At 57.0% G+C, this 12,595-nt stretch carries 10 protein-coding genes and 1 pseudogene; 8 read left to right on the forward strand and 3 right to left on the reverse strand.

Annotation, left to right across the window (positions count from 1 at the left end; all coding sequences use genetic code 11):
* Positions 1–91: 91 nt before the first annotated feature.
* Positions 92–1,399 carry an acetamidase/formamidase family protein gene (locus tag VJ162_RS14930; protein WP_324665390.1) on the reverse strand — a complete coding sequence of 436 codons (1,308 nt, stop codon included), beginning with the start codon at positions 1,397–1,399 and terminating at the stop codon, positions 92–94.
* A gap of 150 nt (positions 1,400–1,549) precedes the next feature.
* Between VJ162_RS14930 and VJ162_RS14935 the strand changes: the two genes are divergently transcribed.
* Positions 1,550–2,020 carry an SWIM zinc finger family protein gene (locus tag VJ162_RS14935; RefSeq protein WP_324665391.1) on the forward strand — a complete coding sequence of 157 codons (471 nt, stop codon included), beginning with the start codon at positions 1,550–1,552 and terminating at the stop codon, positions 2,018–2,020.
* Positions 2,021–2,061: 41 nt separating this feature from the next.
* On the opposite strand, the gene VJ162_RS14940 is transcribed toward VJ162_RS14935, so the two are convergent.
* On the reverse strand, positions 2,062–3,312 hold the full coding sequence (locus VJ162_RS14940) for an RNA-guided endonuclease InsQ/TnpB family protein (protein ID WP_324665392.1): 1,251 nt from the start codon (positions 3,310–3,312) through the stop codon (positions 2,062–2,064).
* 509 nt (positions 3,313–3,821) lie between these two features.
* Here VJ162_RS14940 and VJ162_RS14945 point away from each other — a divergent pair.
* The 7 genes and pseudogenes from VJ162_RS14945 (at position 3,822) to VJ162_RS18515 (ending at position 11,935) form a co-directional block, all read left to right on the forward strand.
* Positions 3,822–4,067, forward strand: coding sequence for a hypothetical protein (locus VJ162_RS14945; protein ID WP_324665393.1), 246 nt, complete (start codon positions 3,822–3,824; stop codon positions 4,065–4,067).
* A 158-nt stretch (positions 4,068–4,225) separates the two neighbouring features.
* Positions 4,226–5,791 carry a hypothetical protein gene (locus VJ162_RS14950; protein WP_324665394.1) on the forward strand — a complete coding sequence of 522 codons (1,566 nt, stop codon included), beginning with the start codon at positions 4,226–4,228 and terminating at the stop codon, positions 5,789–5,791.
* Between the two features lie 158 nt (positions 5,792–5,949).
* Entirely contained in the window at positions 5,950–6,633 is a 684-nt protein-coding gene (locus VJ162_RS14955) for a hypothetical protein (protein WP_324665395.1), read from the forward strand.
* Positions 6,633–7,868: a hypothetical protein gene (locus tag VJ162_RS14960; protein ID WP_324665396.1), complete on the forward strand. Its 1,236-nt coding sequence runs from the start codon at positions 6,633–6,635 to the stop codon at positions 7,866–7,868. The genes VJ162_RS14955 and VJ162_RS14960 overlap by 1 nt, the downstream gene beginning before the upstream one ends.
* Before the next feature lie 4 nt (positions 7,869–7,872).
* Positions 7,873–8,883: a hypothetical protein gene (locus tag VJ162_RS14965; RefSeq protein WP_324665397.1), complete on the forward strand. Its 1,011-nt coding sequence runs from the start codon at positions 7,873–7,875 to the stop codon at positions 8,881–8,883.
* Positions 8,880–10,913 carry a VirB4 family type IV secretion system protein gene (locus VJ162_RS14970; protein ID WP_324665398.1) on the forward strand — a complete coding sequence of 678 codons (2,034 nt, stop codon included), beginning with the start codon at positions 8,880–8,882 and terminating at the stop codon, positions 10,911–10,913. Before VJ162_RS14965 ends, VJ162_RS14970 begins: the two co-directional genes overlap by 4 nt.
* 145 nt (positions 10,914–11,058) lie before the next feature.
* Positions 11,059–11,935: pseudogene (locus tag VJ162_RS18515) on the forward strand (hypothetical protein).
* A gap of 186 nt (positions 11,936–12,121) precedes the next feature.
* Here VJ162_RS18515 and VJ162_RS14985 read toward each other — a convergent pair.
* The coding region (locus VJ162_RS14985) for an IS5 family transposase (protein ID WP_324665401.1) at positions 12,122–12,595 on the reverse strand (474 nt) is incomplete at its 5' end.

Here is a 12,595-nt window from a genome sequence, read left to right on the forward strand (position 1 = left end):
TGCCACAAGGTATACACAACCTGGAGCGATACATGGCACACAACGTAACCGGATGGCCGTGTTGGTGAATAGCCGACGACCAGTAGGACGGCTATAGGCCGTATTGTTCTCGAACGGCGTCAGCGAGCCCACGCTCTTCTAAGACATCGAGTGGCGCGAGCATATCGAGCTGGACAACGCCGGGCAGTCGGCCAATCTGGACGCCCCCGGTGAAGGTACACCGGGCTCGGATCTCGCCCTCACTCATATCGAGCAGTTTCGTTGCCCGGTCGAAAGCGTTCTGTGTGGCATCGTTGACTGTTGCGCCAGAGCCGACCACCTGAATTGGCCCCATCTCTGTCTTTGCCTCAACACCGTGTTCTTCCCCGAGGGCACGGCCGGCTTCGCGCTCTTCGTCGCTGTAGGGCTTGCTGATGTGGTGGAGGTCCTCCTCGTTGGGAAGTAGGAGTGGCCCGTCGAGTTCGAGCCCCTCGATCACCTCGACATCCATCGTGACTGTCCCGCTCACGTCGGTGGTGTGCAAGGAGAGTTCCCCGTCGCCCTGATTCGCGTGGAGGTCGCCGACGTAGATGCCACCGCCGTCGACGGCGACCGGACAGATGAGCGTCGCGCCTGGACGGACCTCCGGGATGTCCATGTGACCGTCGGTCCGCTGTTCAAGATCGGCTTCGGTTTCGACACCGTAGTCGTGCTCAGCCCCGATGAGGCTCTGTCCGAAGTCCCCAGCGTTGTGTGAATCCGGCATCGTGATCGGTGGCGTCGTACCGATGTTCCCGATGAACGGGCGTAGTCGGCCGAGTGTCCCGGGCATCCCGTCGGGCTCGTACAACAGTATCGGGTGCTGACGAGCGTTTTCGGGAATATCCATTACCTCCTCGGCGTTTGTCGCTAGCTCGTGGGCGCCCTCCTTATCGAGCGTGAGACCGACGGCGTTCTCGTGGTCGAAGGCCACGGTGTAGCCGTACTCGAAGCCAAAGGAGGAGGCGTTTGCTCCACACTCAGCACACTTGATTGCGTCCTCGCCGGTGCCCTCGACGACTGAATCTGGCCACGTCGTCCCGCACTCGGGACAGCGATGGTCGACAAACGGGTCGTCGTTGAAGGCCTCTTCGCGCTCGGCCATCGATCCCGTACTCGTCGCCATGCTCGTCACCTCGATATTCTGGATGTGGATTGCCACCGCGTCGCCGACGCTTGCACCCTCGACGCGTATCGGCCGCGTCACTTCGTGCCCACCGCGAAAGGAGGGCGTGACCATCGGTCCCCAACAGCCCGGTGGTGTATAGGTCGTGACTTGGCCACCGTCGGCGACCGTACCAGCCCACTCCTGGCCGGGACCGACTAATCCGAGTGTATACTGGTCAACGTGTAGCTCCTCTTGTACACCTTGTTGTGACATAACGTCCCACGCTAAGGACTATATCAACATAACAATAGCGTCGATGGGCCACACAATCTAGTGACTGAACGTCTGTGTCTCGCCTCACCGCGATGTTTTTTCTCGCGCCCTGACGGGTGCGGGCGCTCGTCTGTGGGTGCCCGAAAACCAATGCATCCTCTAGAACACCTCGAATTCAGCAAGCGGGTCGCAAAGCGAGCGCAGTACGAAGCCCTCGACATCTCCATCTGTGAAACCGATATCCTCGTCCGAAACGAGAGCCACGCCAATCCCGAAGATCACGAGTACACCGTCTCCATCGACGAAGGCATTCCTGTCTCCTGTACCTGCCCGGCAGATGCCCGGTTCGACGGGGCGTGTAAACATCGCGTGGCTGTAGCGATTCGACGGCCGCTGCTTGATACACTCCAAAGCATGAAACGGGGTGAACCACCTCTGGCTGCTGATGGTGGTCTCTCGGCGTCACAGGCCGGTAAAGACCACACCTCAGATACGAGTCCTGCACCGACCGATTCAGTCACGGAGTTCCTTGACCGGGACAGCGAGGAATGTTCAGAGTGCCTTTCTGACTTCCCATGCTGGGGGTGCTATCGGACTGGGGTGACATCCTCCTCGCCGTGAACGGCGAGGCTTCCCGTACCGCAGGTGGGATATTTACCGGTCTACGACATGACTTGCTCTCTCGTGCGAAACGTCCCGCTCTCGCGGTCGAACAAGTATGTCGATGGCTGTGCCACACAGCCGTTACTCCTATCCTCGCCGTGAGGATTCGGAGTTATCTTCTGCCGCATATTTTCTGCCCCATTGCAGTCCGCGTTGGCTACCAACTCGCACGACGAGCAGACGTACAGACCACGGTGCTTTCGGTTCGACTTCTGCTCGGAACCACACCGAGAACAGGTCTTACTGGTGTCCCATTCGTTCTCCTTCAGCACCTCAACGCCACGAATCTCTCCCTTGTATTCGAGGTACTGGTAGATTCGGTCGAACGCCCACGAGTGCAACTTCTTGTTGCCGGTCTTGCCCCAATCCGACTCACGCACGTCTTCGGGCCAACTCACCGCCAGCGTCCCAACACTACGTTCGACACATTCGGTGATGATGGTGTCCGTCAGAGTGTGGTAGAAGTGTGTCTCGCGCTCTGTAAGTTTCCGACGTGCCCACATCGACTTCTCGGACGGGCCATTCTCGCCCTCTGTGTCGTACTCTGCACGGGTGAAGTAGTGCTTGTCCTGTTTGAGCGAATTGCCGGGGTACAGCACGTATTCGTCGGGGAATGCAACCGTGGCGATATTCGTGATACCGAGGTCGATGCCCGCCACGCCGTTGCCTGCTGAGTCGTTCATTTTGAGTTCGACTTTGCAGACGAAGTGCAGCTCCCATTCGTCACCGTTCCAGACCGCTCGGACGTTCTGCACCGAGTTGAGTTCTGAGAGGTCAACATCCGGGCGAGTCTGATACTCACAGAGCAGGAAGTCCGAGAAGTGGTTTTTCAGATTCGAGCCTTTCGAGAGACGGATGCGGTTGTTCTCGGCGTCGTGTTTGAAGCCGTCTTCTTTGAATGTGACCGTGCTTCGTGGTCGGGTGTCACCGTGTTTGCGGTAGCCGGGCGGATTCGCCTCGTCGTCCTTCTGTCGCAGGTCGAACCACGACTGGAAAGCGTCGGAAAGTTCTTCGATGACTTTCTGACTGGATTGTGCGTTCAAATCTTTCCAGCACGCTTGGTTCTTCATGTACGATTTCAGCTCGCGCTCATCTGGAATGTCGCCAGTTGCGTTCCAGATTCGGTCGGCTGTCCATCGTGCGACGTTCCAAATCTTCGAGGCGGAGTCTCCGAGCGAATCGAGGCCATCGCAAACCTGTCGATGGTTCTTGATGGTACCAACGTAGGTCCGCGTGACCTCAATCGCCATACATAGCCTATGTTGGTATAATTATTTAATGACTCGGATTACCGTTGAATATCCGGGCTGCTATCGGCGGTAGTTGGCGTCAGGGTTGTCGGATTTACTCCCGTCGTAAACGACGGGATTCTCTCCTCGAAGAAAGATAGCTGATTTTGATTGAGGCCTGGTGTAATTGGTAAGTAAATAGTACGCAAATTTAGTTAATCTACCCTCATCTGGTAACGTTAGCAAGACATACGCAAAACTTATTATTTAACTCCCAACTGATTCAGTAGACGTAAGGGGTCACCCGGGCGCCGCGTTCGGGTTTAGCGGACTATTCGATTCTTGCGTCGCTGACAGATATGTCTACAAACGCCCCGTCGGCCTCTGGGCCGACAGACGGACGACGTAGTCGCATCGCTCGGTTCACATCGATGGTTGGTCGTGTTGGGCTCTCCGTGGGTCTCCTCTCGCTCATCGCGGCTGAGCCAGCTCTGGCTCAGTCTATCGGTGAGGACTTTTGTAACACGGATATGGCCACCACGATCCAAAATCTCTTCACCGTCATCCAGTTTGGTGGCCCGCTCGTCGGTGGAACACTCGCACTGGGAGCGGCAGTTGCCACGCCTGCCGTCCGGCGAGCCGACGTGAAAAAGGAACTCAAGGAAATCAGAAACCAGGGCGTCATCTGGGGGATTATCGTTGCGCCGCTCGCGACGGCAATCGTCCAGTTCCTCCTGAACACGGTCGTCTCCGGAGGGAACAGTTGCGCGTTCTAAGAACACTGGGGCGACCTTTGCTCCTCGGCGTTGCAGTGGTGGCACTGGCGGTTGGGTCGAGCGCTCCGAGTGGGGCACACCCACCGAACGAAACAGACCATGGCATCAATGAGAGTACGTTCTGGACGCTCTGGGCCGGTGACAACGACAGTGCCAATTTGAGCGAACCAAACACGACGGCGTCGTTCAGATTGCTCACAGACGGGACTGATGTTCCAGTAGATCGGCCGCCACGCGCCGTCGAAACCTGGAACACTGGCGAACACGGTGAGGTACCACAGACAGGGACAGAAGCTGCGACCCATCCACAGGGTACGACGCTCTCGGACGGGGCGTATCTCCAGGACGTCGGCGTCTCGATGCTAGCGCTTCAGCCATCGACGCGTGTCCATCTCTCAGAACGAACACAGCCGTTGTACATCGCACCGGAGGGGGAGGCTCACGGCGTGCTTGATTATCGTATCGATGTTCCGGAGACACGTTCGTCTGACTCTCGGACGATCCGGTGGGAGCTGCGCTCCCATGAGGTCGAGTCTGTCCAATTACGCCTCGACGGAGCGGTACTTGATGAGACGCACGGGAGCAAAACCCCGACGCTTCGCTATACCGACCTCGAAGCCGGCAGTGACTCCCAGCGTGAACTCACACTGGAAGCGACGGTGTCGACAACCCTTCGCCGGACGGTACTCAGAGCGGAGGAAACCTGTACGGACGCACAGACAAACGACACGGCCCAAAACACGACTGAAGACTGTCGAACCGTCCGAAGCAGTATCAGTACGCTACATGAGGACTCGGTTACTGTGCGCGATACCAGAGAGGTCCGAGTCTATTCGTTCGTCGTCTCCGGATTCAAAACCGAATATCCCGACGGCGACCTCGGCTTGGTGACGTACAAGAGTCACCCGTGGGGTGGCATCTCCCTTCCAAACGGTGAGGTTCGCGGTGTCTGGCGCTTTTACAGCGCTCGGAATTCGGCGTGGGATACCCTCACCACCTATCGTTCTGGTGAGACCACTACGACTCACTCGCCGGTCCATCCGCTTCAGGTCCACGCCTATCCCATCGCGACGGGACCGACACCGTGGCCGCGTGCAACCACGTCAGTACTCGAAGTATACGGTGAAACGTATCAGGCACCGTCGCTCCCTGACAGCGTCGAATTAGACGCTATCGACGGTCAATACACCGGCAGCTTCGGTATCGCGACGCGAGCCCAGACGACAAATCACGATCTGGGTCAGATGGAGATTATCGGACTCGTTCGGGGAACTAACAGGCCGCTCAATCCACAGAAGTTCTCGCCGGTTTCGCTCACTGAGAGTACTCTCTCACTGGAAATAGTCAATCGGACTGACGAGCGATTCAGTGTCCGCGCTCGTCTCAGCGCAAACGACACTGGGGACCCAATCGAGACGGCTTCGCGGGACGGGCATCTCGTTATCGCTGGTAAGACCGTCGAGACGAACGAGAGCGGTGTTGCCTTGACGACGGTCTCTCGCTCACAAGACGCTGTCTCGGCGCGGTACGTGCCCGGCCAGTGGTGGCGAAACGTTCCGGGCTACACGGGTGACACCGCGGTACTCCACACCGGCGGAACGGTGCTTCAGTACGTCGATGCACTGTTCCGTGGATTCGTTCCTGTTGGGGCGCTCTTGCTTGGCGGCTACATCGTTAGCCGACTCACAGGCTGGAACTTCTGGCCACCGTGGAGGGGGCTCTAATGCCGCCGCGCTCCACTCGCCGGGCGTTCCTCGCAGGAATGACAGGGAGTTCTCTCAGTCTCACTGGATGTGTCTCTCAGGGCGACACTCGGAGTCCTACTGGCCCGAGCTTTGACTCGCTGGTCTCTGCTGTTACCGTTGGCTCGAAGCATGTCGTTGTGGAGTTGGCCAGCAACGATATTGAGGAGGTGGTGCTCATCGCTCCGGACGGGACGGCCTTCGACAGTCAGCGAGTCCAGACTGGAGTTAGGACGGTACGATTCCAGATTATTGAGTTCACTCCGGGGCGCAACACTTCCTCGCATTACTCCCCAGGAACCTATGAAATTGTTGTCGTTGCTAACGATACAGAGTACAGACAGGAGCTATCACTTGTTCCGGATCTCCGGCTTACTGACGTTCGACAGTATCGAGAGGGTGACTCGCCAGCCGATTTGGCACGAATCATCTTCAAGATGGAAAATGTCGGAACTGGACCGACGTGGATCTACGATGCTGTCTTCCAGGATTCGCCGAACTACACTGCTAACGGAGATTTGAACGTGCTTCCTTCTATCCCATATCTGCAGTCACCGACCACTGCAGATGAGCTAATCATAGTGGAAAACGAGACACAGAGCTATATAGATTCCGCAAAACCACTGGCGGTCCCAGAAGCAGAACGTGACTGCGAACAACAATCTCAGCCGTTTCACATGCAAATCGGTGTTGCGGATGGCTCTGTAATTGAGACGAATCTGTCTCGGACATGCGAAGGGGATCGAATACCGCTACCGTTCGTTGACCGCGTTGTCTACTCGCGAACCAAGATCGAGTGGGAACAGCAAGAGGGGGATACGTAGTGCCCTCCCTTGGCGACGTTATCGTTGATTCTATCGACGAAATCATCCGTGTTCTGGTCAATCCCATCTCTAAATTTGTGAGTGATCACGCTGGGGACCTGCTTGACCTCATCGTCCAGACCCCCAATCCAGACTCAGTATTCGCTCGCCCGACCAACGGCGGGTGGCCAGCCATCTATGATTTCTATTGGGAGACGATGGTACCCCTCTCACTGCTACTCTGGGGGCTCATGATCGGCCTCATCATTTTCCTCGAATCGACGAGCTACCTCTTTAGCAACTACCACCGAACGAAGCTCAAGAAGCGGGCGTTTTCCGGGCTGCTTGGTATCCTCTCGTGGTGGTGGGTCGCCAGCCTCTCACTCCGGTTCATCGACGGTCTGAGCGGTTTTCTACTCCCCTCACTATCGAACATCTCGTTGTTCGATACACTCTCAATCGGTGCTATGGGTACGCTCGGCCTTGCGCTCTCGCTCTCCGTTGACCTCACGCTGTTCCTAATTCTGGCGCTGGTCTATATGGTTCGTCAGGTCGTCCTGTATCTCTTCGTGCTGATGATGCCCCTACTCATCGTCTTCTGGGTCCCCGGTGTTGGCCCCTTCTCGCTTGCCTCACAGTTCATGAAGCGACTGGCTGGCTTTTACGTCCCGTTCTTGTTCATGACCGTCCCCGTGGCCCTGCTACTGCGCTTAGGGCAGCTGCTTGGCTCGTCGGTGACGCTCTCGATTGGTGGCGCTGGACAGTGGCTTCTTGCAATCCTCACACCGCTCGTCGCGGTCATTTCGCCCTTTATCCTGTTCTGGCAAGCTGGTGCGTTGTTCTTCATGGCCGACAGCGCGTCCAGACACACCTCTCGCGACCGTGGCAAAGCACGCGTCGAGGCTGCTCGCAGTGCCGGTGCCACGACGAAGACAGGCACACAGAACTTCGCCCGGGGTCTGCGAGGTGAGTCTGCTGTTCGACAAGATGGTCAGGCTGTTCTCGGTTCTGGTGACTCCAGTACACACGCCGCGGGGACACGCCTCAATAGCACTGCAACGTCGCTACAGTCTCGATTGTCTACAGAGACGACTCACTCCGAGACGGCGACACAAACCACTGACTCCTCATCGTCGGACTCTCGAAACAACCAGTTCGAGACGCTCCGTGACCGGAACAGTCCTTCTGAGACATCCTCGGGGAGCGACGGTTCCTCGGAGTATCCCGACGACGACCGACCGCGATACATCAACTAGACCTATGAGCAACCAACCTGCAAAACGAATCCCGAAGTCGCTCGGTACAGACGCGAAACTGATCGGTTCGTACACCCTGACAGACGCGGCAGTCGCGCTCTTTCCCGGTGTCGTCGTTATCCTCTTTACCCAGACGGTGCTCCCTGCCTCACTCAGTGTCGGGGGGTATCGCGTCCAGACACTGACGCTGCCCCTTGCCGCCCTTGCAATCAGTGTCGGCGTCCTCTTCGTCTATCTAACGCCCTCCTACACCACAAGTCTCGATTGGGTCATGCTGATGGCCCGATTCAGAGCTACGGATACGGGCCAGGATCACGAGGCTGCAAAAGCGCATACACAAATCGAGCAGGTCCATCTCGATAAAGACGTCCTCGAACGCACCGACGGTGCCTTTCTCGCGTTCGTCCAGGTGCTTCCCCCACCAATGGCCCTTGCGACCGACGAGGAGTGGGAGCTGAAGGCAGCTTCCTTTCAGGACTTCCTGAACACGACCGTCACGTTCCCGATCCAGATTTTCTCGACGACACAGGCCTTTCCCGTCGAGACGTATCTGGATCACTATCGAGAACGCCGAACCGACCCGGATGTCAAAGACAATCCTCGGCTACAAGCGCTCATCGACAACTACATCGAGTGGTACGAACGCGACCTCGCTGCCAGGCAGATGACGATTCGAGACCACTACATCGTGGTCTCGGTCACGCCCGACGAAGTCAGATTCGAGCGTGAGAGCATCTTGAACAAACTCGTCGGCGTTCCAGTGCTTGGGACCTTCGTTCAGGCGTGGAACGCACCTCCTGTGGAAGACCAGCGCGAGACGATGTTCGATACCCTCGAAGAACGCGTCCGTCGTGTCGAAGCCGGTATCAAAGAAATAGATGGCTGTCAAGTTAGCCGGGTAGATGCCGGCGAGGCAACGACGCTCATCGGTGAGTTCTGGGCCGGGCAGGAACTCGAATACGGCGACATCTCGCAGGCGCTTCGGACGGGCCCGCTTGTTAGGGGTAGCCGATGAACTTCGACTTTCTCCCGTTTGTCGGAACCGATTCCACAGAAGACGCCGAGCAAGCGGACGACGAATCCGAGACAGACGACGAGTTCACGATGTCCGTTAACTACGAACCAAGCGACAGCCCGCTCTCAGAGACTCCTGCCAGTCATCAATCGCTACTTGGACCGGATTCAATCGAAGAAGGCTCGACGGCAATCAGAACCGGCGACAAATGGGCGCGCACACTCTGGATGGCTGAGTTTCCGGACGCACCCATCGACGGTATCTTCGAGTCACTCTATTCGACGGCTGAAACCCGTGAGACGGATATCTCGATGCATATCGACCCGCGCGATACCGAATCCACGCTCAACTCTCTGGAGAACCGCATCGAAGATCTAGAGGCCGACGTGGAGTACCTATCGGAGAAACGCCGTGCCGGCGCCCGTGGCATCCAGAAAGACCTCAGCGACCACCAGGAACTCTATGACGTTCTTCGCAATACGTCGATGAAAGCCTTCGACGTATCGATGTATCTCACCGTTCGAGGCGAGACAGAGGACACACTCGATATCGACAGCGTCGCTAACACTGCCCGTCGGAGCCCGGCGAATCTGACGCCAGTCACCCCACGATTCGCACAAATGGATGCACTCACGTCGAGCAGTCCGGTCGGTGTCGACCAGCTCAATTCCCAACTGAACGCCAAGACACCCATGTTGAGTGCTGCAGTCGGGGCCATGTTTCCCTTCGTTGCAGGTGCACTTGCCGAACCCGGTATCGAGTACGGCACCTATGCACTTAATGAGAGCCCGCTCATCCTCGATCGGTTCACCCGTGAGACGGGCTACTGTATGATGGTCATCGGGAAACTCGGCGCTGGGAAATCCTTCTCGACGAAACTCCAACTCGTCCGCCGGGCGATGTACGACGCGGACTCGATGATAGTGATGCTTGACCCACTGGAAGGATTCGCAGGCGTGAACGATGCCCTTGGTGGTGAGCGTGTCACTGTCGGTGGCTCACGCGGATTCAACCCACTGGAGTTACAGCCAACGCCGGCGGAGATCCTCGACTCTGTCCCGGACCTCGATCCGTGGTCCGAGCAGATCTCGTGGGTGCTCACCTTCTTTGAGACGTTCTTCGAAAACGTCGCGAGCAGTCCCCTCGAAGACCGAAAACAGACACTCAGGCGAGCCGTCCAGGAGGCATACGAGCGCCAGGGAATCACCAAAGATCCGGCGACGCATGTGAACCCCTCGCCGACGATTCGGGACGTTATTGCGGTCCTTGAGGACATACTCGAAGACCCCGGTGCGTTCGGGTACGTCACTGGTGGGGAACAAGAGCGTGTCCGGAGTGACGTTCAATCGCTGCTCATCGACCTCCGGCCATCCTTCCGCGAGGGCGGCGACTTGGCGAATCTCGCCGAGCCGACGCAGTTCGATTTCACGAACGACGTTATCTACCTCGACTTACACCAGGAGGAAGGTACCCGTGGGCAGACAGAGACGAGCCTCATGATGCAGGTGCTGTTCAACGCCGTCTATGAGCGTGCCAAGCAGACCGACAAACGCGTTGTCTTCGTCATCGACGAAGCCCACTACCTCATGGGCGATTCGACCTCGCTTGGGTTTCTGGAGACGGCCGTCCGACACAGCCGACACTACGATCTGTCCTTGCAGTTCATCACACAGACCGGTGGGGAGTTCTCGCTGACGCCTGAAGCACGAACGATTGCGAACCTCTGTTCGATGAAGCTGATTCACCGCGTCGACGAGGCCGCCGAGCAGCTGGCCGAATGGTTCGGGTTGAGTGAGCGAGAAGTGAACTGGGTCCGCTCGGCGAAGGCCGGAAACGACGACGATGGGTACTCAGAAGCATTGCTGGGCGTCGACGAAGAAGGTTGGTTCCCACTGCGGGTTCGGGCGAGTGAGTATGAGGTCTCTGTTCTGGCTGGTGACGGGCGAGACGCGGTTATGGACGCGGTGAGCCAGAGTACGACAACCCGGGTTGGGACATCCCCCATGGAAACAGACGGTGGTTCTCAGTAGCTGCTGGTAGTGTCTAGAACAGAGCCCCAACGCTTGAGCGGAAAGATCAATGTTCTTGATTATCGCCACAAGCGGGGACGCCCTCCAACCTGCATCTGTCCACGAAGTCATTTAATATGCTCTCCGAGAATTGTCCGATAGCAAGATGGGGCACGTCTACTACCACCACCCTGCAGACAAGCAGTTCTCCCTCGATTTCGCCAATCCAGACCCCGAGAATCTTGTGTCGCAAATAGTTGACTACGACGGGGATGTAGCTGTGAAAGTCATGGAATACGAGCTGGACACGGAGTTCTACGGTGTCTACACATCTCGGGTCGGCGGCGGTGCAGTAAGCGATATGGAATTCGACATCAGTGACACTCTTGCGGACATGACTGAGGACAACGGGACGATTGTCGCACGTCTCCTAGAGATATATCGGGCACTCCTCTCGCAGAATGAGGAAGAAGAGGGAACACCTGTGGAGGCCTACAAGAATATCGACATTGACGCCCCTCCCCGAAGCGCTTGACGAGACATCGTGGGAGGGGACAGCAACAGATGTCGCTGGGCGCCTCGCATCGAATCTAATTCTCAAGCACGCTCTTCCCAACGCCAATCATCGAACTGCTGTGGCACTGATACAGTTATACCTGCGCCGCATCAACGTCGACTTTTCCATGCCCGAAACAAAGACCGAGATTGAACTAGACACGTACGACTGGCGAGAATGGGTCAACGAGTATATTAACGAATCAAAGCGTCTCCTGACTGTTCGTCGGAAGAATGTCTTATTCAAATATTTGCGTGAGTTCGGAGCTACGACGCTTGAGCGGAAACACCAGGTCATAATCGATTTGTCAGAGTATGAGCTCGACATGTATCCGCATGAAGCGAAAGCATTCTATGCCGAAAGACACGAAGACCTCTGGATAGAATTTGTTGAGCAGGCTGTCGAACGAGCCAGCTTTCCAGAATTGGCCGATACTACAGGGATATCTAAGGCGGAGTTCGCAGCAAAAATCCGGCAACTCGACTAGCGGACTGCGTTAGTCTTGAAGGGTAGCGACTAATCGGCCCGTTTCCTCGGCCTCCTCGCTACGCGACATCCCATATGTCGCAAGCGCCTCGTCAACTGCCTCATCAAGACTCATATCTCACTTCAATCTTAGCTGTGTGATTGTATAAATTCTTGGCTCTGTAGTTTCGATACACTGCGCTGGATTTCACGGGTATCGGACGCTCCGGCGAAGGTTGTAGACGGTGGCTTTGAGGATGATTTCACGGAATTCGAGCCACCAGCTTCGCGCACGCACGGCACCGCCGAGCGTGCGCTTGATGCTTGAGAAAACGGTTTCAGACATGGATCGCTGGTGGTACCGATCACTGTCCATGCGGGCGTTGTGAGCGTGATCGAGTGAGTTGAACAGACGGTGTTTGATCAGTGGGCGGATGCCGTTGTGACGGAGTTCGTCACGGAAGGCTTTCGCGTCGTATCCTTTGTCAGCAGCGAGGCTTCGCAGGTCGCCCGCGTTCCGGCGGGCGACCTGCGGGCCGATCTTGGCATCGTGTTTCTTCGAGGTAGTCGAGTGGATGTCGGTGATGTACAGCGTTTCGACATCCACCAGCGCAGTCACTTTCAACGACCGGACACGGTAGTCTGTGCGGTTTGCGTAGTGTCGGCTTGGCTGGTCACGATC

The organism is Haloarcula sediminis, from assembly GCF_035656455.1.
GTDB lineage: Archaea > Halobacteriota > Halobacteria > Halobacteriales > Haloarculaceae > Haloarcula > Haloarcula sediminis.

Bases quoted from the DNA above. Each gene is read 5' to 3' on its own strand.
- VJ162_RS14935 (WP_324665391.1), top strand. From the start codon at position 1,550: ATGCATCCTCTAGAACACCTCGAATTCAGCAAGCGGGTCGCAAAGCGA.
- VJ162_RS14930 (WP_324665390.1), bottom strand. From the start codon at position 1,399: ATGTCACAACAAGGTGTACAAGAGGAGCTACACGTTGACCAGTATACA.
- VJ162_RS14970 (WP_324665398.1), top strand. From the start codon at position 8,880: ATGAACTTCGACTTTCTCCCGTTTGTCGGAACCGATTCCACAGAAGAC.
- VJ162_RS14965 (WP_324665397.1), top strand. From the start codon at position 7,873: ATGAGCAACCAACCTGCAAAACGAATCCCGAAGTCGCTCGGTACAGAC.
- VJ162_RS14945 (WP_324665393.1), top strand. From the start codon at position 3,822: ATGGCCACCACGATCCAAAATCTCTTCACCGTCATCCAGTTTGGTGGC.
- VJ162_RS14940 (WP_324665392.1), bottom strand. From the start codon at position 3,312: ATGGCGATTGAGGTCACGCGGACCTACGTTGGTACCATCAAGAACCAT.